Here is an 18,164-nt window from a genome sequence, read left to right as displayed (position 1 = left end):
TCTCCGTTCGTTACGCCCACAACAAAGCGCGGATACGGCAAAGGGTTGCACGCAGTGCGGCGGGGCGGTTGGACGCGTTGCCGAAACGAACTTATGACAGGCCGGCACCGCCACCGGCGGCAGGACCAAGGAACGCAGCATGACCGATCAGCACCACGCGCCGGACGAGGGCGCCACCGCCGCAACCGGCGACGCGCCGGTCGTCCCCATTGAGGTCGCCGAGGCGATCCGCACCCTGATCCGCTGGGCCGGCGACGATCCCGGCCGCGAAGGGCTGATCGACACGCCGCGCCGCGTCGCCAAGGCGTGGAAGGAATATTGCGCCGGCTATGCCGACGATCCCGCCCGCCACCTGTCGCGCGTGTTCGAGGAGGTCGGCGGCTATGACGAGATCGTGCTGCTCAAGGACATCCCCTTCCAGTCGCATTGCGAGCATCACATGGCGCCGATCATCGGCAAGGCGCACATCGCCTATCTGCCGCGCGATCACGTCGTCGGGATCAGCAAGCTCGCCCGCGTGCTGCACGGCTTCGCCCGCCGGTTGCAGGTGCAGGAGCGGCTCACTGCCGAGGTCGCCGACTGCATCTGGGACAATCTCAAGCCGCAGGGCGTTGCGGTGGTGATCGAGGCGAGCCACGCCTGCATGACCGCGCGCGGCGTGCGCACGCCGGGCGTGTCGATGGTGACCAGCCGGATGATGGGCGTGTTCCGCGAGGACGACCGCAGCCGCAAGGAAGTGCTGGCGCTGATGGGATGTTGACTCGCACCGTCCTCGTCACCGGCGGTGCGAAGCGGCTCGGCGCGACAATCGCGCGTGCCTGCGCCGCCGCCGGCTGGCGCGTAGTGGTGCATTACGGTGCCTCCGCCGACGAAGCGCAGGCGTTGGCGGCGGAACTGGGCGGCGCGGCCGTGCACGGCGACCTCTCCGATCCCGCTGGCGTCGCTGCGTTATTCGCCCGCGCCCGCGACGCCGCCGGCGGGCCGATCGCGGCGCTGGTCAACAGCGCCTCGCTCTTCGCCTACGACCGGCCCGAGGCGCTCGACCCCGCGCTGGCGGCGCGGCTCCATGCGATCAACGCAGTGACCCCGGCGATGCTCGCCGCCGCGCTTGCCGCGCAGGACGATCTAGCCGACGGCGCGGTGGTCAACCTGCTCGACCAGAAGCTCGCCAATCCCAACCCCGATTTCTTCAGTTATTCGCTCAGCAAATACGCGCTGGCCGGCGCGACCGAGATGCTCGCGCAGGCGCTGGCCCCGAAGGTCCGCGTCAATGCCGTCGCGCCGGGCATCACTTTGCCGAGCGGCGACCAGAGCGAGGCGGAATTCGCCGCGGTCGCCGCCGACAATCTGTTGCGCCGCCCGGTCGGCGCGGCGGCGGTCGCCGAGGCGGTGGTCTATCTGCTCGGCGCGCGCAGCGTCACCGGCCAGACGCTCTACGTCGACTGCGGCCAGCGTTTCCTGCGCCGCGACGGCGACGTGATGTTCGAGGGACGCAATGGCTGATTACACCACGATCCTCGACGGGCTCGAGGTGGCGATGCGGCTCGGCATCCACCCGCACGAGGCGGCACCGCAGCGCGTCCGCCTGTCGGTGTGGATGACGGTCGATTATGCCGACCCGCCGAGCGCCGACGCGATCGACGAGGTGCTCGACTACGACTTCCTGCGCGACGGCATCCTCGCGATGGCCGCCGGCCCCGGCTTCGCCTTGCAGGAGACGCTGGTCGAGGCGATCGCCGCGCTCTGCCTCGCCGACCCGCGCGTCCGGCAGGTCCGCGTCCGCTCGCTCAAGCCCGACGTCTATCCGGACGCCGCGGTCGGCTGCGAGATCGTCCGCACCCGCTAGGCCCTGCATCTCCCTTGGAAGGAGGGGGCAGGGGGGCGGTATTTCGAGCAACGCCGATGTGATCCGCCCCGGCAGACGCGGGTCGCTCCCGCGACAGCCTCAGCGCCAGACGTCCGCCGCCGCGCTGACGACGGTCTTCGAGCCGAGCGCGTTGAGCGCGATCCGGTGCACGACCTCGATCGGCGCGGTGCAGAGGTCGCCGACCACCTGCACCCGCCATCCGTCGGCCGCCCGCGACAATGCGGTGAACACGACGCAATTCTGCGTCATCATGCCGCCGACGATCAGCTCATCGATCCCCGTCAGATGCGCCGCGAGATCGGTATCCTGAAACGCATCGGCATGCCGCTTCACGACGACCGGCGCGTCCCCCGCGGCGGCGAGGATCGCAGGACGGATCTCGGCCCCGGCGCTGCCCCGCACGAACGGCCCGGCGTCAGCCGGCGACTCGTGCCGGACCAGGATCACGCGATCCCCCTGCGCCTTTGCCCGCCCGATCGCCGCGACGATCCGCGCCTCGACCGCCTCCGCCTCCCACAACGGCAGGACGCCCCCGGGGAAATAGTCGTTCTGGATATCGATGACGAGAAACGCGCGGGTCATGTCATGCTCCGGACTGTCGCGAGAGGAAATTACGGGTGAGCAGGGCTGGATGAAAGATTTTCGGTTGCTGGATATCCCATGATATATCAGCAGTGCTCCTGCGAAAGCAGAAGCCCAGGAGTCCCGAACGCCATGAGGCGTTGTTTTGCTTGGCTCTGGGCTCCTGCGTTCGCAGGAGCACTGCATTGATTCACCGGCGACCGAGGTCTTTGCAAAGGTCTCCAACAAGTCCGGGGCGATCCGCCGAGCCTCAAAGCCAGCACCATCGTCATCACGATGCGGTGACCGTCGCGCCACGCCGCTGGAGATAACCGGCACGGATCAGGAACGCCCGTAGCGACTCCGGAAAGTCCCGATATCGCGTCTCATGCCCGGGCTTGCAGGCGTAATGCTGTTCCGCCGAGCTGTGTGAGTCGCAGAATTGCCGAACGTCCTTCCCATGTTCGTAGTGACGCAGCATCGCCGCCCAGGCCGCCGCGAACTGCCCGGCGCGCGCGGCATCCGCGACATAGGCGGCGCAGCTACCGTTGCGATCCGGCTCGCCGGAAAAGCACCTCGGTGCCAATCGCTTCATGTCCGTCGCGAAGACGCTGCGCAGCGCCGGATCGTCGCTCACGTCCGTCGACACGCCCCCGATCACCGTGAATATCCGCGGCGGCCGCGGCGTGCAGGCGTTGCAGCCGAACGTCGTATCGAACGCTGCGTCTTCCAGGATCAGATCGATCCGGCCATCTCCCGACCGATCAATCGGGTAATCTGCGATCTGCCCTTCCAGAATGCCGCCACCCCGTCGCACCATCGGCACGGCGCGATAGCCATCGCCGACCGGCAGCAACAACTGGACGGTCAGCACGCCCCCGGAGCCGCCGTATTGGCTCTCGACGATCACGCCGGGGCGCGGGTCGTGCGGCTCGAAGCGCACGATTGCGATGCGTGCATATTCACTCTGCCGATCGGTCGTCACCGTCAGCGGGCGGATCCCCGGCGCACTCACCGTTACCGACCCCTGATTGTTGAATCCGTCCCATCGACATGAGGTATCGCCGACGGGCTTCGCAGGGCAGGGCAAGGCCGCGACGTGCACGGTCACGCCGCCCGAGGCGAAGTCGAGCGGCTGCTTCTTGAAAGACAGCCACTCGCGGAACTGGCCGATCGGCACGTCCGCCGGCGCGGCGCCTAGCAGAAGAATGGAGAGGATCAGCGGCAGGGCGCGCATATCCGCTCTCCCTCAACGCGCGGGCCGGGGCGTGGCCCGCGTCTCCGGCACCTTGTGCGGCCGGCAAATGCGCAGCTTCGGCTGGCAGGCGATGCCGATGTCCGAACACACCGTCTTGCCGTCCTTGGCGGTGCACGCGCGGCAGGCCTTCGCCACATCGGTACAGACCTGCGGCGTAGCGAGCGCCAGTGCGACGATCATCGGCATGATGTGCTTCTCCAGCAGCAAGACCTTCGGACCCGCGCCAGACTAACGCACCGTGCGAAACAAGCAATCAAGGCCTGTCCTACAGGCCGCGCCGCGGCTAATATCCTCCCCGGCTCTTTCTCATCGGCTTGATGTCGAACGATATATTTCCGGCGGCAGGCAATCCTCCGCCGCAATCGACTTGCGACTCGGCGATGCGATGGGTGCAGAAACGGAAACGATCGGGCTGGATCGTTTCCGTTAAGGTGTCCATCTTGTCCATGTCGTCCAACACCGCCCGCGCTGGCTCCACGCGGGCGGGGTCGCGATCAGGCCCGGTTGGCGGCGCTCAGCACCGCACGCACGCTCGCTGTCGCGATGTCGGTGTCCATGCCGACGCCAAACACGGTGCGCCCGTCCGCAGTGCGGCATTCGACATAGGCGGCGGCCTGCGCATCGGCGCCATGGCCGATCGCATGTTCGCTGTAATCGACCACGTCGAGGTCCGGCCCCGTCTCGCCGAGCGCGGCGATCACCCCCGAGATCAGCCCGTTGCCGCGGCCCGAAATCGACCGTTCCTCGCCGTCGACCGCGACGCGACCGACGAACAGCCGGTCGCCCGCGCTGCCGCTTTCCTCGTAATCGCGCAACACGAACCGGTCACCGTCGCGCGGCAGATAGGTCGCCTCGAACCGGCCCCAGATGTCGGCGGCACCGAGTTCGCGGCTCGTCTCGTCGGCGAGCGCCTGGACGTGACGGCTGAAATCCGCCTGCAGGCGCTTGGGCAGCTTCAGCCCCTTGTCCTGCTCGATCACCCAGGCGACGCCGCCCTTGCCCGACTGCGAATTGACGCGGATCACCGCCTCGTAGCTGCGGCCGAGGTCGGCCGGATCGATCGGCAGATAGGGGACTTCCCACAATTCGTCGTTGCGCGCCGATTGCGCCGCGAAGCCCTTCTTGATCGCGTCCTGATGGCTGCCCGAGAAAGCGGTGAACACCAGATCGCCGGCATAGGGCGTGCGCGGATGCACCGGGATATTGGTGCAATAATTGATCGTGTTGACGATGCCGTCGATGTCCGAGAGGTCGAGGCCCGGCGACACGCCCTGCGTGTACATGTTGAGCGCGACGGTCACGAGGTCGCAATTGCCGGTCCGCTCGCCATTGCCGAGCAGGCAGCCTTCGACGCGATCGGCGCCCGCCATCAGCCCCAGCTCCGCCGCGGCGACGCCGGTGCCGCGATCGTTGTGGGTGTGGAGCGAGATCACCACGGCGTCGCGATTGGGGATGTTGCGGCCGAACCATTCGATCTGGTCGGCATAGACGTTGGGCGTCGCGCACTCGACCGTCGCGGGCAGGTTGAAGATGATCGGCTTGTCGGCGGTCGGCTGGAGCACGTCCATCACCGCCGCGCACACCTCGAGCGAGAAATCGAGCTCGGCGGTCGAGAAAGTCTCGGGGCTGTATTCGAACCGCCAGTCGGTATCGGGATGCTTGGCCGCCTCGTCGCGCAGCACCTTGACGCCCTCGATCGCGATCCGCTTCACCTCGTCGCGCGTCATGCCGAACACGATCTTGCGCCACGCCGGCGACACCGCATTGTAGAGGTGGACGATCGCCTGTTTCGCGCCGTCGAGGCTGGCGAAACTCGTCTCGATCAGGTCGCGGCGCGATTGGGTGAGCACCTGGACGAACACGTCGTCGGGGATGCGCCCCGTCTTCACCAGCCCGCTGATGAAATCGAATTCGGTCGCCCCGGCCGATGGAAAGCCGACCTCGATCTCCTTCAAACCGACCTTGACGAGCAGGTCGAACAACCGCGTCTTCTTCTCGGCGTCCATCGGGTCGATCAGCGCCTGATTGCCGTCGCGCAGGTCGGTCGACAGCCAGCGCGGCGCCTGGGTGATGACGCGCGACGGCCATTGCCGGTCGGGCAGGTCGATGGTCGGGAAGGGGCGGTATTTGGTCGAAGGATCGCGGAGCATGTATCGGTCCCGTCTGTGGCGCCGCGGACGCTGATCGTCGGACGCGGCTGGGTGGCGCTGAAGCGTTATCCGGCCCTTAGGGAGGCGTGCACGAGCAACCGCCGCCCTAAGGGCGGATAAGTCGCAGAAGAAGGGTCGTGCGGTCCATGTCGATGCGGGTCATGGCCGAGGCGGCAGGACTTGTCCACCGCCGAGCGGCGCCAAATTGGCGTTGACGCTCCGTTAAGCCTCACCGGTCTAGCCGGCAGAGAGGCGGAAAAGTCTCACATTAACATATGTTTTGAAGGGCTTGGAATGCGTCAGCTCGTCTATATCAGCAGCGTGCGGAAACCGGCGGAGGTCGATCCGGCGGTGATCCTCGCCCAGTCGCGGCGCAACAATGCGCGGGCGCGGGTGACGGGCCTGCTATTCTTCGACGGCAAGCGCTTCCTTCAGGCGCTGGAAGGCGACGACGCCACGGTCGACGCCACGTTCGCGCGTATCCAGGCGGACGGCCGGCATCACGCGCTGGTGGTGCTGTCGAACCGCAGCATCGAGCAGCGCGAGTTCGGCGAATGGGCGATGGCCTATCAGGCGCCGGGCGAGGACGGCGGCGATCCGCTGGAGCGGATCGGCAGGCTCACCGCGAACGCCGACCCGGCGGTGCGGGCGACGTTCGCGGGGTTCGCCAAGGTGCGGCGCGCGGCCTGACCGGTTATTGCGCGGCGAAGGCGGCGTGGATGTGGAGCTTGACCTCGTCCGACACGACCGGGGCATAGGCGCCGACGCCGAAGTCGCTGCGCTTGATCGTCGCGGTGCCGTTGAAGCCGAAGTTGAGCTTCTTGCTCATCGGGTTGGCGCCCGCGCCGACGAAGGTCGCGTCGATCGTCACCGGCTTGGTCTGGTCCTTGATCGTCAGATTGCCGGTGATCGTCGCCTTGTTGCCACCACGCGGCGTCACGCCGGTCGAGACGAAGCGCGCGGTCGGATATTTGGCGGCGTCGAAGAAGTCGGGCGACTGGAGGTGCTTGGCGAAGGGCGCTGCGGTAACGGCGAGCTCGGCGATCTGGAAGGTCACGTCGACCTTGGCGGCGGCGGGCTTGGCGGGATCGATCGTGATCGAACCGGTCGAGGCGCCGAACATGCCCTGCAGCATCGAGAAGCCCATATGGTTGACCTCCCACGACACCTGCGTGTGGTCGGGATCGACCTGATAGGTACCGGCGGGGACCTTCGCGCTCGGCTGGCCGGGCTGGCCCGGCGCGGTCGGGATGATCTGGGCGACGGCGGGGACGGCGGCCGTTGCGAGCACGGCGGCGAGGATGAGACGCATGGGGGAAGCTCCGAAGGTTGTTTCGGAGGTTAAACCATGGGTTTGTGACAATCGGAAGAGGCAAAGCCGAAACGGATCGTTGGTGATCTGATCGACGCAAACTTTCGTCACCCCGGCGAAGGCCGGGACCCATGGTCACGATGGTGTCGGGGTTGTGCGAAACCTCGACCGCGCCGTAACCATGGGTCCCGGCTTTCGCCGGGATGACGATCATGGGTTAATTCTTGTCCTTGTCGACCAGCTTGTTGGCGCCGATCCACGGCATCATCGCGCGCAGCTCGGTGCCGACCTTCTCGATCGGATGCGCCGCGGCCTGCTTGCGCGCCGCCTTCAGCTCGGGCTGGCCGGCGCGGTTGTCGAGGACGAAGTTCTTGACGAAGCGGCCCGACTGGATGTCAGCGAGCACGCGCTTCATCTCCTTCTTGGTCTCGTCGGTGATGATCCGCGGGCCGGTGGTGATGTCGCCGTATTCGGCGGTGTTGCTGATCGAATAGCGCATGTTGGCGATGCCGCCCTCATACAGCAGGTCGACGATCAGCTTGGTCTCGTGCAGGCACTCGAAATAGGCCATCTCGGGCGCGTAGCCCGCCTCGGTGAGCGTCTCGAAGCCCGCCTGGATCAGATGGGTGATGCCGCCGCACAGCACCGCCTGCTCGCCGAACAAGTCGGTCTCGCATTCCTCGCGGAAGTTGGTCTCAATGATGCCCGAACGGCCGCCGCCGACGCCGCTGGCATAAGCGAGCGCGACGTCATGCGCGTTGCCGCTGGCGTCCTGATGGATCGCGATCAGGCAGGGCACGCCGCCACCGCGGACATATTCGCTGCGGACGGTGTGGCCCGGCCCCTTGGGCGCGATCATGATGACGTCGATGTCCGCGGGCGGCTCGATCAGGCCGAAATGCACGTTGAGGCCGTGCGCGAAGGCGAGCGCCGCGCCGGGCTTCATATTGCCCTTGAGGTCCGCGTCCCAGATCGCCGCCTGATGCTCGTCGGGCGCGAGGATCATGACGATGTCCGCCCATTGCGCCGCTTCCTTGTTGGACTTGACCGCGAAGCCGGCGTCGATCGCCTTCTTGGCGGTCGCCGAGCCCTCGCGCAGTGCGATCGCCACGTCCTTGATGCCGCTGTCGCGCAGGTTCTGAGCATGCGCATGGCCCTGCGAGCCATAGCCGATGATGGCGATCTTCTTGTCGGTGATCAGGTTCAGATCGGCGTCGCGATCGTAATAGACTTTCATGCTTCTTCCTTTCGTCACCGCGGGTGACGGGTGGGGGGTAAAACTCAGGCCGCCTCGCGGCCGCGGGCGATGGCGACGATGCCGGTGCGGGCGACCTCGATCAGGCCGACCTCGCCCATCAGCTCGACGAACTTGTCGATCTTCTCGATCGCGCCGGTCACCTCGAAGACGAAGCTGGTCGTCGTCGCATCGACCACGCGGGCGCGATAGACATCGGCGAGGCGCAGCGCCTCGATCCGGTGGTCGCCGGTGCCGGCGACCTTGACCAGCGCCAGCTCGCGTTCGACGTGCGCGCCCTGCGCGGTGAGGTCGGTGACCTTGTGGACGGGCACCAGCCGGTCGAGCTGCGCGATGATCTGCTCCATCGTCGCCGGCGAGGCGCTGGTGACGATCGTGATGCGGCTGACCGTCTTGTCGGCGGTGATCTCGCTGACGGTCAGGCTCTCGATATTGTAGCCGCGCGCGGTGAACAGGCCGGCGATCCGGGCGAGGATGCCCGGCTCGTTGTCGACGATCACCGCCAGCGTGTGGCGTTCGGCAGCTTCGGTCTTGATGTGCATCCGCATCGTCACCCCAGCGACCGCTGGGGTCTCCCTATGATATGAGCGCGCGCTTGCAGCGCGAGACCCCGGCTTTCGCCAGGGTGACGGTCTGGTCGGGTCAGACCAGCGCCTTGGCCTCGTCGTCCATGGTGCCGGAGACCTCGTTGGCCTGCAGGATCATGTCGGTATGCGCGGCACCCGACGGGATCATCGGAAAGCAGTTCGCCAGCTTGGCGACGCGGCAGTCGACGATCACCGGCCCGTCATGGTCGAGCATCGCCTGGATGCCGTCGTCCAGTTCGCCCATCGTCTCGATGCGGATGCCCTTCCAGCCATAGGCCTCGCCGAGCCTGACGAAATCGGGCAGCGAATCCGAATAGCTTTCGGCATAACGGCTCTCGTAGGTCAGCTCCTGCCACTGACGCACCATCCCCATATATTCGTTGTTGAGGATGAAGATCTTGACCGGAAGCCGGTATTGCGAGGCGGTGGCGAGCTCCTGGATGTTCATCTGGATCGAGGCTTCGCCGGCGATGTCGATGACCAGCGCATTGGGATTGCCGAGCTGCGCGCCGATCGCCGCGGGCAGGCCGTAGCCCATCGTCCCGAGACCGCCGCTGGTCAGCCATTTGTTGGGCTTTTCGAAGCCGAAATGCTGCGCGGCCCACATCTGGTGCTGGCCGACCTCGGTGGTGATGATCGGGTCGCGGCGATGCGTCGCCTCCCACAAGGCGCGGACGGCGCGCTGAGGCATGATCGCCTCGCCCGTTTCGGGGAAGCTCAGGCTCTTCACCGCACGCCAGCCGGCGATCCGGTTCCACCATTCGCGCGTGTCCGGCTTGGGATGCTGGCGCGCCTTCCAGATGCGGACCATGTCCTCCATCGCATGGCCGGCATCGGCGATGATCGCGAGATCGACGCGAACGTTCTTGTTCACGCTCGACCGGTCGATATCGATATGGACCTTGCGGCTGTTCGGGCTGAACGCGTCGAGCCGGCCGGTGACGCGATCGTCGAAGCGGCTGCCGATCGCGACGATCAGGTCGGCCTGGTTCATCGCCATGTTCGCCTCATAGGTCCCGTGCATGCCGAGCATGCCGAGGAACTGGTCGGACGAGGCGGGGAAGCAGCCGAGGCCCATCAACGTCGAGGTCACCGGCGCACCGGTGATCCGCGCCAGCTCGCGCAGCAATTGCGACGCCGCCGGACCCGAATTGATGATCCCGCCGCCGGTGTAGAGGATCGGCCGCTCTGCCGCGGCCAGCATGTCGACGAGCTGCTCGATCTGCGGCTGCGATGCCTTCACCTGCGGGCGATAGGTCTTGTGCTGGATCGGGCCGGGCTTGCTGTAGCGCGCAGTCGCGACCTGGACGTCCTTGGGAATGTCGACGACGACCGGGCCGGGGCGGCCCGAGGTCGCGATATGGAACGCCTCGTGGATCGTCGCGCCGAGCGTCGCCGGGTCCTTCACCAGATAATTGTGCTTGGAACAGTGGCGCGTGATGCCGACCGTGTCCGCCTCCTGAAAGGCGTCGGTGCCGATCAGCGCGGTCGGCACCTGCCCGGTGATGACGACCATCGGGATCGAGTCGAGCAACGCGTCGGTGATGCCGGTGACCGCATTGGTCGCGCCCGGCCCCGAGGTGACGAGCACGACGCCGGGCTTGCCCGTCGAGCGCGCATAACCCTCCGCGGCATGCGTCGCCGCCTGCTCGTGGCGGACGAGGATGTGCTTGAGCCGCGCGCCGTTCGCATTGGCGCGGAACATCGCGTCATAGATCGGCAAGACCGCCCCACCGGGGTAGCCGAACACGACCTCCACGCCGAGATCGCACAGCGCCTCGACCAGGATGTCTGCTCCGCTCTTTTCGCCCACGGTCTGTCTCCAAATGTTGGTATACGGAAAATGTTGCGGTGCGGTTAGCGGTGCTGCAGGATGGGGTCAACCCTCTTTGCGCAACAAACTTGCTAGCGAATCAATCAAACCGTTAGAAAGTGTCTCGCGTAACCACTTGTCCGGCGGTTGATTACGGAACCAGGTATATTGCCGCTTGGCATAGCGCCGGGTGTCGAGCTGTAAGCGGGCAAGCGCCGTATCGCGGTCGGCGGTTCCCGCCAGCAGCGCCGATATCGGCGGCACCCCGATCGCACGGCAAATCGGCGCATCGTCGGGCAGATCCGCGCGGGCAAGCAGCGCGGCGACCTCGTCGATGGCGCCCTGATCGAACATCGCGACGCAACGCGCGTCGATCCGGGCGAACAGCGTCTCGCGATCGGGCAGCAGAATGGCCGCGGCGAGGTCGATCGCATCGCCGATCCCGCCGACGCACTCCCGCTGCCACGCAGCGAGCGGCCGGCCGGTGGACCGGACCACTTCGAGCGCGCGCGCGACCCGCGTCGTATCGGCAGGGGCGAGGCGCGCGGCGGCCTCGGCATCCTCTATCGTCAGCAGCCGATGCGCGTCGGCGACCGGCAGCGCGCGCACGGCGGCGCGGATCGCGGGATCGATCTCCGGCACCGGCGCGATGCCGTCGAGCAAGGTGCGCAGATACAGGCCCGTGCCGCCGACGAGGATCGGCAATCTGCCCGCGCCATGCGCCGCGGCGATCTCCCTCCGCGCCTCGGCGGCCCAGCGTGCCGCGGAATAGCCGGCGTCGGCGGCGTCGATATGGCCGAACAGGCGGTGCGGCACCGCGGCGGCCTCTTCGGCGCTCGGGCGTGCGGTCAGGACGGCGAGATCGGCATAGACCTGGCTCGCATCGGCGTTGATGACGACGCCGTCGTGCGACTGCGCGAGCGCGATCGCGGCGGCGGACTTGCCGCTGGCGGTCGGCCCTGCGATGAGCGCGACCCTTGGTTTGGGGTTGGAGGCTGCGATGTTCACCGCGACGCTCATAGGCGAAACGCTCGGGTCAGGCGACCTGTCGGCGGCGATGGACCGCCTCGCCGCGGCCGGTTGCGCCCCCGGCGACGTCGCATGGCTGGACGAAGGCGTGGCGGCGGACGTGGTCTTCTCGGCCGATCCGGCGGCCGCGCGCACGGCGCTGGAGGGCGCCTTGCCCCGCACCGACGTCATCGTCCAGCCGACCGCGACGCGGCGCAAGGCGCTGATCGTCGCCGACATGGATTCGACGATGATCACCGTCGAGTGCATCGACGAGCTCGCGGATTATGCCGGCATCAAGGCGGACGTCGCCGCGGTGACCGAGGCGGCGATGCGCGGCGAACTGGATTTCGAGGGGGCGCTCGACGCGCGCGTCGCGCTGCTCGCGGGACTGGACGAGGCGGTCATCGCGCAATGTCTCGCCGAGCGGGTGCGGATCATGCCGGGCGCGAAGGCGCTGGTGCGGACGATGCGGGCGAACGGCGCGGTGGCGGTGCTGGTGTCGGGCGGCTTCACCCGCTTCGCCGACCCCGTCGCCGCCGAAATCGGCTTCGATCGCGCGATCGCCAACGTGCTGCTGATCGAGGGCGGCCGGCTGACCGGCATGGTCGCCAAACCGATCGTCGGATCGGCGACCAAGGAGGACACGCTGCTCGCCTGGATTGCCGAGCGCGGCATCGATCCCGCGCTGTCGCTCGCGGTGGGCGACGGCGCCAACGACCTTGCGATGATCAAGCGGGCGGGGCTCGGGGTCGCCTATCACGCCAAGCCGATCGTCGCCGCGGCAGCCAGCGCGCGCGTCGATCACGGCGACCTGTCGGCATTGCTTTATGCGCAGGGGTATGCGCGCGCCGACTGGGTCGAGGGATAGCGCCCGCCGCATCGCGCGGGATGCAGGCGGGTCAGGGGGCGACGATTACGCAGGCGACGCCCGTCGCCGCGCATGCTTTCTGTGCCGCTGCCTTCGATGCGAAGCCGCTGGTTTGCAGGCGGATCACATTGCCGGCCTTGGCATAGACCGGCTGCGCGCCGGCGAGCTTGCCGCGCACCCGCGACCATTGCGTCTGCGCGTTCGCCTGCGTGCTGAATGCACCGAGCTGGATCTTCCACGCGCCGCCGGCGGGCGCCGCCGCGGGGCGGGGCGGGGCGGGGCGTTTCTCATGCGCCACGATGCGATCGGCGACCGGGCGGTCGGGCGACAGATCGGCGGGGGCCGGTTTCTGGCGCGGCGGTGCCTTCGACGGGGTGGCGATCGGAACGGTGCCGCGACGCGGGGCGGTCGCCTCTGCCGCCATCATGCCGCCGCGGTCGGCGGCGGGCGGACCGGCGCGCAGGTCGGTCGCGTAGCGCTGCGCCAGCGCCGTGCCGCGCTGACGGTCGGCGGGCGTGATATATTGGTCCATCTGCGCCAGCGTCTCCGAAGCCGACTTCAGCCCCGCCTGTGACGCCATCGTCATCAGCGCATAGGCGCGGGGATAGTCGCGGGGCACGCCGTCGCCGTTGAACAGCATCGTGCCGAGCACCAGCTGGCCGCGCGGCTCGCCGCGCCGCACCGACTTCTCCAGCCACGGCGCGGCCTCCGCCTTGCGACCGGCCTGGAACAGCGCGAAGCCGTAATTGTCCTCGGCCTGCGGATGGCCTTGCAGCGCCGCCTTGCGGAACCAGCTTTCCGCCAGCGCCGGATCGAGCGGCACGCCGCGGCCGAGCTTGTATGCCTGGCCGAGGTTGAACTGCGCATCGGCGTCGCCCGCGACCGCCGGGCCGCGCCATTGCGCCACCGCGCCGGCGAAGTCACCGCGGGTCCAGGCGTCGACGCCCGCCTTGACCGCCTGCGCCCCGGCCGGCGCGGCAACGGCGATGCAAGCCACCAGCGCAACCGCCATCCAACCGGTACTCCGCATCCTCGTCACCCTCTTCACCATATCGGCCGCATCATGCCCCGGACGCGCGCGCAGGCAAAGCCACATCGCGCAAAGCGCTACATTAACCGCCTGTTAGCGCTGTCCTGTCAGGTTCGCTTACGATTTGACGGCACAGTTTGAAGGGGGCCTATGCGCGTTCTCGCGATGGCATCGCAAAAGGGTGGTTCGGGCAAGACGACATTGTCCGGACATCTCGCGGTGCAGGCACAGCTCGCCGGGCATGGCCCGGTGGTCCTCATCGACATCGATCCGCACGGTACGCTGGCCGACTGGTGGGGCGATCGTACCACGGCCTATCCCGCCTTCGCGCAGACCGTCGTCGCGCGGCTCCAGGCGGATCTTGAGATGCTGCGCCAGCAGGGGGTCAAGCTGGTGATGATCGACACGCCGCCGGCGAACATGCTCGCGATCCAGAGCGTCATCGCCGTCGCCGAGCTGGTCGTCGTGCCGACGCGGCCGTCGCCGCACGATCTGCGCGCGGTGGGCGCGACCGTCGACCTGTGCCAGCGCGCGGGCAAGCCGCTGATCTTCGTCCTCAATGCCGCGACGCCCGACGCGCCGATCAACGCCGACGCCGCGGTGGCGCTGGCGCAACATGGCAGCGTCGCGCCGGTGATCGTCCACCAGCGCCTCGATTACGCCACGGCGATGACCGACGGCCGTACGGTGATGGAGGTCGATCCCGGCGGCCGGTCGGCGGCCGAGATCGCGCAGCTGTGGAGCTACATTTCCGGGCGGCTCGAGACCAATTTCCGCCGTACCGTGTTCAGCGTGCCGACGGTGCATGGCGGCGGCTTCGGGCCGCGCCCGGCGACGGGCGGCTTCGGCCGCCGGGTGGTCGGAGCATGAGCGCCGTGATCTCTTCCACCCCGCGGCTGGTCCTGACCTTCGGCCTGTCGGCGCTGGTGCTCGGCGGCTCGGTGGTCGGATGTACCGGCGGCAGCGGGCGGATCGCCGCGGCGAGCGATCGCAACGACCGGATCGTCGCGCGGACCGCGGAGCGGCACGCCGACGGCGCCGCGCGGGCGCTGGCCAAACGCGATCCCGTCAGCGCGATCGAACGCGCCGAAGCGGCGGTGGCGCTGGCGCCGCGCAATGCGGATTATCGGCTGGTGCTGGGGCAGGCGTATCAGCAGGCGGGGCGCTTCGCGTCGGCGCGCGATACCTTCGCCGAGGTGCTGGAACTGACGCCGGGCAACGGCAAGGCGGCGCTGAGCCTCGCGCTGGCGGAGATCGCCACCGGCGACTGGTCGGCGGCGCAGGCGACGCTGGCGCGCAACGCGGCGATCATTCCGGTCGGCGACCTCGGCCTCGCCACCGCGCTCGCCGGCAATCCGGCCGCGGCGATCGCGACGCTCAACGCGGCGGCGCGCGAACCGGGTGCCGACGCCAAGCTGCGGCAGAATCTGGCGCTGAGCTATGCGCTCGCCGGTCAATGGGCGATGGCGCGGGTCGCCGCGGCGGCGGATATGTCGCCTGCCGATGTCGATGCGCGGCTGGAGCAATGGGCGGCGTTCGCGCAGCCGCGGGCGGCGTCGGATCAGGTGGCGAGCCTGCTCGGCGTGACCGTCGGCGCCGACGGCGGGCGACCGGTCGCGCTGGCGCTCAACGCGCCGGTGCCGGTGATGCCGACGCAGGAGGCGCCCGTACGCACCGCCGCGGTCGAGACGCCGGCGCCGGCCTCGCCGTTCACCCGCGTCGTGTTCGCGCCGCCGCAGGAGGTGGCGCAGCCGCTGCCGACGATGCTGCGCGCCGCCGTCGCACCGGTACGGCAGGCGGTGGCGCTGAAGGTACCCGCGGCGGTTGCAGGCGACTGGTATGTGCAGATCGGCGCGTACAGCAATGTCGCGGTCGCCAAGTCCGGGTGGACCGAGGCGACGCGACGCTTCGCCGCGCTGACCGGGCAGCGGCCGACCGGGACGATGGTCGCGGCGGCGCAGGGGTCGCTCTACCGCGTGTCGGTGGGCGGGTTCAGCCGCGCCGAGGCGGACCGGCTGTGCGGCCGCTATCGCGCCGAGGGCGGCGCCTGCTTCGTCCGCCGCGAGGCCGGCGACCGGATCGCGCAATGGCTGCGCGCGCCGGTGCAGGTGGCGGCGCGCTGATCAGACCTCGCGCCCGGCCTTCCACAGCCTGAGCACACGGCCCTGGACGGGCAGGCCGTCGAAGGGCGTATTGCCCGCCGAGGCGAAGGCCTCGCCGTCGACCTGCCACGGCGTGTCTGGGTCGAACAGCATCAGGTCGGCGGGCTTACCGACCTCCAGCGTCCCCGTGTCGAGCCCGAGCACCTGCGCCGGATTGACCGCCAGCATCGCCAGCAATCGCTCGAGCGTCAGCACGCCGTCGCGCACCAGCAGCAGCCCGAGCGGCAGCAGCGTCTCGGCCCCCGCCATGCCCGCCGCCGAATCGACGAAGGGCAGGCGCTTCGCCTCCGGCCCGTGCGGGTCGTGGCCCGAGGACAGGACGTCGATCGTCCCGTCCGCCACCGCGGCGCGCGCCGCCTGCCGGTCGCCCTCGCTGCGCAGCGGCGGCGAGAGATGGGCGTAGGTGCGGAAGTCGCTCATCGCGATGTCGGACAGATGGAGGTGCGCGGGCGTGATGCCGCAGGTGACGCGCACGCCGCGGCGCTTGGCGGCGCGGATCAGGTCGAAGGCCGCCGCGGTCGTCGCCTGGCGGATGTGGAGACGCGCGCCGCTTTCCTCAGCGAGCATCAGGTCGCGCGCCACCGCCAGCGCCTCGGCCACCGCCGGCGCGGCGGGCAGGCCGTGCCGCGTCGCCGTCTCGCCATCGGTCGCCACCGCGCCTGCGGTCAGCGCGCCGTCCTCGCCATGCGCGACCACCGCGATGTCGAGGTCGCGGGCATAGGACAGGACGCGCAGCATCACGCCGCTGTCGGCGATCCAGCCGCGCCCCGTCCCCACCGCGCGCGCGCCGGCCGAGATGCAGATCGCCATCTCCGCCATGTCGGTGCCGGCGAGGCCCTGCGTCGCCGCGGCGATCGGGTGGATCCACAGATCGGGCTTGCCGATCAGCGCCGCGCGCTGGACGACGCCGGGATCGTCGAGCACCGGATTGCCGTCGGGCATCAGCGCGACGCGGACGATGCCGCCGGCGCGGCAGGCGTCGCGATCGACCTTGAACACGCCGAGGTCGACGATCCCCGGCGCCAGCAGCTTGCCGCCGCAATCGACCGTCACCGCATCGCCGGGCAGCTCGAACGGGCCGCGCGCGACGATCACGCCGTCGCGGACCAGCAGCCCGCCCGGCGCGACGCCGGCGACGGGGCAGGCGAGCCGTGCATCGAGGAAGGCGATCACGCTCATGCCCAGCCCTCCACGCCGCGCGCGCGCCGGGTGAGCACGTCGAGACACGCCATCCGTACCGCCACGCCCATCTCCACTTGCTCGGTGATCGCCGATTGCGGCCCGTCCGCCACCACCGAATCGATCTCCACCCCCCGGTTCATCGGCCCCGGATGCATCACCAGCGCGTCGGGCAATTTCGCCAGCCGTTCCGGCGTCAGCCCGTAGCGCAGCCGATATTCGCGGCTCGACGGGATATAGCCGCCCGCCATCCGCTCGTTCTGGACGCGCAGCATCATCACCACGTCCGCGCCGACCAGCGCCGCGTCGAAATCGGTGAACGGCGTCACCCCCATCCGCTCGATCCCGGCGGGCATCAGCGTCGATGGCGCGCAGACGCGCACCTCGGCGGCGAGCGCGGTGAGCGCGAGGATGTTCGAGCGCGCGACCCGGCTGTGAAGCACGTCGCCGCAGATCACCACGCGCTGGCCGGCGATCGAGCCCTTGCGGCGGCGGATGGTGAGCGCGTCGAGCAACGCCTGCGTCGGATGTTCGTGGCGGCCGTCGCCGGCGTTGAGCACCGGGCAATCGACCTTGTCGGCGATCAGCCGCACCGCGCCGCTCGCCATATGGCGAATGACGATGACGTCGGCGCGCATCGCGTTGAGCGTCTGCGCGGTGTCGATCAGCGTCTCGCCCTTCTTCACGCTCGACTGCGCCGCGTGCATGTTGACCACGTCGGCGCCGAGCCGCTTGCCGGCGATCTCGAAGCTCAGCAGCGTGCGCGTGCTGTTCTCGAAGAACGCGTTGATCTGGGTGAGGCCGGCGAGCCGCTTGTCGGGCGCGGCATGGCTGCGGTTCGCCGCGACCCAGCTTTCCGCCTCGTCGAGCAGAAAGGCGATCTCATGCGGCTGGAGCCCGTCGATGCCGGTGAGGTGCCGGTGCGGGAAGACGGCGCCACCCTGGATCAGGGCAGCGGGGCGGTGGTCCGAACGGTTCATCAAGCGCGCCGGTTAGCGCGCAGGGCGGGTGGGGGCAAGCGGGGAGGGAGCCGCCATCTAATTGTGGCGGGATTGGGGCAACGTGGACAAGATGGACACTTGAACGGAAACGATCCGGCCTGATCGTTTCC

General features: G+C 68.8%; 20 protein-coding genes. 7 read left to right on the top strand and 13 right to left on the bottom strand.

Annotated features, from left to right (window positions below; genetic code table 11):
• The first annotated feature begins 139 nt into the window (after window positions 1-139).
• From folE to MC45_RS08680, 3 genes are read left to right on the top strand one after another with little or no spacing between them, the layout of a single operon-like run.
• The gene (folE, locus tag MC45_RS08690; protein WP_038661917.1) at window positions 140-760 is read left to right on the top strand and encodes a GTP cyclohydrolase I FolE; all 621 of its coding nucleotides are present in this window, start codon (window positions 140-142) and stop codon (window positions 758-760) included.
• A complete protein-coding gene (locus MC45_RS08685; protein ID WP_038661914.1) occupies window positions 754-1,503 on the top strand; it encodes an SDR family oxidoreductase in 750 nt (249 codons plus the stop codon). Before folE ends, MC45_RS08685 begins: the two co-directional genes overlap by 7 nt.
• Window positions 1,496-1,846 (top strand): dihydroneopterin aldolase, encoded by a 351-nt coding sequence (locus tag MC45_RS08680; RefSeq protein WP_038661911.1) that lies wholly within the window; start codon window positions 1,496-1,498, stop codon window positions 1,844-1,846. Before MC45_RS08685 ends, MC45_RS08680 begins: the two co-directional genes overlap by 8 nt.
• A gap of 99 nt (window positions 1,847-1,945) precedes the next feature.
• Here MC45_RS08680 and MC45_RS08675 read toward each other — a convergent pair whose 3' ends face one another.
• The 5 genes from MC45_RS08675 to leuA form a co-directional block, all read right to left on the bottom strand.
• Window positions 1,946-2,449: a cysteine hydrolase family protein gene (locus MC45_RS08675; RefSeq protein ID WP_038661906.1), complete on the bottom strand. Its 504-nt coding sequence runs from the start codon at window positions 2,447-2,449 to the stop codon at window positions 1,946-1,948.
• Between the two features lie 271 nt (window positions 2,450-2,720).
• Window positions 2,721-3,665: a hypothetical protein gene (locus tag MC45_RS08670; protein WP_038661903.1), complete on the bottom strand. Its 945-nt coding sequence runs from the start codon at window positions 3,663-3,665 to the stop codon at window positions 2,721-2,723.
• Between the two features lie 12 nt (window positions 3,666-3,677).
• Window positions 3,678-3,872 carry a hypothetical protein gene (locus tag MC45_RS08665; protein WP_137897665.1) on the bottom strand — a complete coding sequence of 65 codons (195 nt, stop codon included), beginning with the start codon at window positions 3,870-3,872 and terminating at the stop codon, window positions 3,678-3,680.
• Window positions 3,873-3,969: 97 nt separating this feature from the next.
• On the bottom strand, window positions 3,970-4,134 hold the full coding sequence (locus tag MC45_RS19285) for a hypothetical protein (RefSeq protein ID WP_156143808.1): 165 nt from the start codon (window positions 4,132-4,134) through the stop codon (window positions 3,970-3,972).
• Between the two features lie 46 nt (window positions 4,135-4,180).
• A complete protein-coding gene (gene leuA, locus MC45_RS08660; protein WP_038661897.1) occupies window positions 4,181-5,836 on the bottom strand; it encodes a 2-isopropylmalate synthase in 1,656 nt (551 codons plus the stop codon).
• Between the two features lie 294 nt (window positions 5,837-6,130).
• On the opposite strand from leuA, the gene MC45_RS08655 reads away from it, so the two are divergent.
• Window positions 6,131-6,526: a BLUF domain-containing protein gene (locus MC45_RS08655; RefSeq protein WP_038661894.1), complete on the top strand. Its 396-nt coding sequence runs from the start codon at window positions 6,131-6,133 to the stop codon at window positions 6,524-6,526.
• Between the two features lie 4 nt (window positions 6,527-6,530).
• Here MC45_RS08655 and MC45_RS08650 read toward each other — a convergent pair whose 3' ends face one another.
• The 5 genes from MC45_RS08650 to miaA all read right to left on the bottom strand — a co-directional run bounded on the left by MC45_RS08650 (window position 6,531) and on the right by miaA (window position 11,823).
• Window positions 6,531-7,148 carry a YceI family protein gene (locus MC45_RS08650; RefSeq protein ID WP_038661891.1) on the bottom strand — a complete coding sequence of 206 codons (618 nt, stop codon included), beginning with the start codon at window positions 7,146-7,148 and terminating at the stop codon, window positions 6,531-6,533.
• 217 nt (window positions 7,149-7,365) lie between these two features.
• Window positions 7,366-8,385 (bottom strand): ketol-acid reductoisomerase, encoded by a 1,020-nt coding sequence (ilvC, locus tag MC45_RS08645; protein WP_038661888.1) that lies wholly within the window; start codon window positions 8,383-8,385, stop codon window positions 7,366-7,368.
• Window positions 8,386-8,429: 44 nt separating this feature from the next.
• Entirely contained in the window at window positions 8,430-8,945 is a 516-nt protein-coding gene (gene ilvN, locus MC45_RS08640) for an acetolactate synthase small subunit (protein WP_038666951.1), read from the bottom strand.
• Window positions 8,946-9,045: 100 nt separating this feature from the next.
• Window positions 9,046-10,803, bottom strand: a complete 1,758-nt coding sequence (gene ilvB, locus MC45_RS08635) for a biosynthetic-type acetolactate synthase large subunit (protein WP_038661884.1) — start codon at window positions 10,801-10,803, stop codon at window positions 9,046-9,048.
• Between the two features lie 66 nt (window positions 10,804-10,869).
• A complete protein-coding gene (gene miaA / locus MC45_RS08630) occupies window positions 10,870-11,823 on the bottom strand; it encodes a tRNA (adenosine(37)-N6)-dimethylallyltransferase MiaA (RefSeq protein ID WP_052075583.1) in 954 nt (317 codons plus the stop codon).
• On the opposite strand from miaA, the gene serB reads away from it, so the two are divergent.
• The gene (serB, locus tag MC45_RS08625; RefSeq protein ID WP_038661881.1) at window positions 11,804-12,682 is read left to right on the top strand and encodes a phosphoserine phosphatase SerB; all 879 of its coding nucleotides are present in this window, start codon (window positions 11,804-11,806) and stop codon (window positions 12,680-12,682) included. The genes miaA and serB overlap by 20 nt on opposite strands.
• A gap of 31 nt (window positions 12,683-12,713) precedes the next feature.
• Here the strand turns inward: serB and MC45_RS08620 are convergent, their stop codons facing one another.
• Window positions 12,714-13,712 (bottom strand): SPOR domain-containing protein, encoded by a 999-nt coding sequence (locus MC45_RS08620; protein ID WP_038661879.1) that lies wholly within the window; start codon window positions 13,710-13,712, stop codon window positions 12,714-12,716.
• 150 nt (window positions 13,713-13,862) lie between these two features.
• Between MC45_RS08620 and MC45_RS08615 the strand changes: the two genes are divergently transcribed.
• Window positions 13,863-14,582, top strand: a complete 720-nt coding sequence (locus tag MC45_RS08615) for a ParA family protein (protein WP_038661875.1) — start codon at window positions 13,863-13,865, stop codon at window positions 14,580-14,582.
• Window positions 14,583-14,587: 5 nt separating this feature from the next.
• Entirely contained in the window at window positions 14,588-15,835 is a 1,248-nt protein-coding gene (locus MC45_RS08610; RefSeq protein ID WP_245640888.1) for an SPOR domain-containing protein, read from the top strand.
• Here MC45_RS08610 and MC45_RS08605 read toward each other — a convergent pair whose 3' ends face one another.
• Both MC45_RS08605 and MC45_RS08600 read right to left on the bottom strand, forming a co-directional pair.
• The gene (locus MC45_RS08605) at window positions 15,836-17,053 is read right to left on the bottom strand and encodes a dihydroorotase (protein ID WP_038661869.1); all 1,218 of its coding nucleotides are present in this window, start codon (window positions 17,051-17,053) and stop codon (window positions 15,836-15,838) included. It lies immediately after the preceding gene.
• Window positions 17,050-18,033, bottom strand: a complete 984-nt coding sequence (locus MC45_RS08600) for an aspartate carbamoyltransferase catalytic subunit (protein WP_038661866.1) — start codon at window positions 18,031-18,033, stop codon at window positions 17,050-17,052. Before MC45_RS08600 ends, MC45_RS08605 begins: the two co-directional genes overlap by 4 nt.
• Window positions 18,034-18,164 lie beyond the last annotated feature (131 nt).

This window comes from Sphingomonas taxi, from assembly GCF_000764535.1.
Classification (GTDB): domain Bacteria; phylum Pseudomonadota; class Alphaproteobacteria; order Sphingomonadales; family Sphingomonadaceae; genus Sphingomonas; species Sphingomonas taxi.
The sequence above is the reverse complement of the archived record's forward strand: the minus strand, read 5'-3'. Positions and strand labels throughout refer to the sequence as shown.

What these genes read in the sequence shown, in the direction of transcription:
- serB (WP_038661881.1), top strand. Translation starts at nt 11,804, where the DNA reads ATGTTCACCGCGACGCTCATAGGCGAAACGCTCGGGTCAGGCGACCTG.
- leuA (WP_038661897.1), bottom strand. Translation starts at nt 5,836, where the DNA reads ATGCTCCGCGATCCTTCGACCAAATACCGCCCCTTCCCGACCATCGAC.
- MC45_RS08650 (WP_038661891.1), bottom strand. Translation starts at nt 7,148, where the DNA reads ATGCGTCTCATCCTCGCCGCCGTGCTCGCAACGGCCGCCGTCCCCGCC.
- MC45_RS08615 (WP_038661875.1), top strand. Translation starts at nt 13,863, where the DNA reads ATGCGCGTTCTCGCGATGGCATCGCAAAAGGGTGGTTCGGGCAAGACG.
- MC45_RS08685 (WP_038661914.1), top strand. Translation starts at nt 754, where the DNA reads ATGTTGACTCGCACCGTCCTCGTCACCGGCGGTGCGAAGCGGCTCGGC.
- miaA (WP_052075583.1), bottom strand. Translation starts at nt 11,823, where the DNA reads ATGAGCGTCGCGGTGAACATCGCAGCCTCCAACCCCAAACCAAGGGTC.
- MC45_RS08620 (WP_038661879.1), bottom strand. Translation starts at nt 13,712, where the DNA reads ATGCGGAGTACCGGTTGGATGGCGGTTGCGCTGGTGGCTTGCATCGCC.
- MC45_RS08675 (WP_038661906.1), bottom strand. Translation starts at nt 2,449, where the DNA reads ATGACCCGCGCGTTTCTCGTCATCGATATCCAGAACGACTATTTCCCC.
- MC45_RS08600 (WP_038661866.1), bottom strand. Translation starts at nt 18,033, where the DNA reads ATGAACCGTTCGGACCACCGCCCCGCTGCCCTGATCCAGGGTGGCGCC.
- MC45_RS08655 (WP_038661894.1), top strand. Translation starts at nt 6,131, where the DNA reads ATGCGTCAGCTCGTCTATATCAGCAGCGTGCGGAAACCGGCGGAGGTC.
- MC45_RS19285 (WP_156143808.1), bottom strand. Translation starts at nt 4,134, where the DNA reads ATGGACAAGATGGACACCTTAACGGAAACGATCCAGCCCGATCGTTTC.
- MC45_RS08680 (WP_038661911.1), top strand. Translation starts at nt 1,496, where the DNA reads ATGGCTGATTACACCACGATCCTCGACGGGCTCGAGGTGGCGATGCGG.
- ilvC (WP_038661888.1), bottom strand. Translation starts at nt 8,385, where the DNA reads ATGAAAGTCTATTACGATCGCGACGCCGATCTGAACCTGATCACCGAC.
- MC45_RS08605 (WP_038661869.1), bottom strand. Translation starts at nt 17,053, where the DNA reads ATGAGCGTGATCGCCTTCCTCGATGCACGGCTCGCCTGCCCCGTCGCC.
- folE (WP_038661917.1), top strand. Translation starts at nt 140, where the DNA reads ATGACCGATCAGCACCACGCGCCGGACGAGGGCGCCACCGCCGCAACC.
- MC45_RS08670 (WP_038661903.1), bottom strand. Translation starts at nt 3,665, where the DNA reads ATGCGCGCCCTGCCGCTGATCCTCTCCATTCTTCTGCTAGGCGCCGCG.
- ilvN (WP_038666951.1), bottom strand. Translation starts at nt 8,945, where the DNA reads ATGCACATCAAGACCGAAGCTGCCGAACGCCACACGCTGGCGGTGATC.
- MC45_RS08665 (WP_137897665.1), bottom strand. Translation starts at nt 3,872, where the DNA reads ATGCCGATGATCGTCGCACTGGCGCTCGCTACGCCGCAGGTCTGTACC.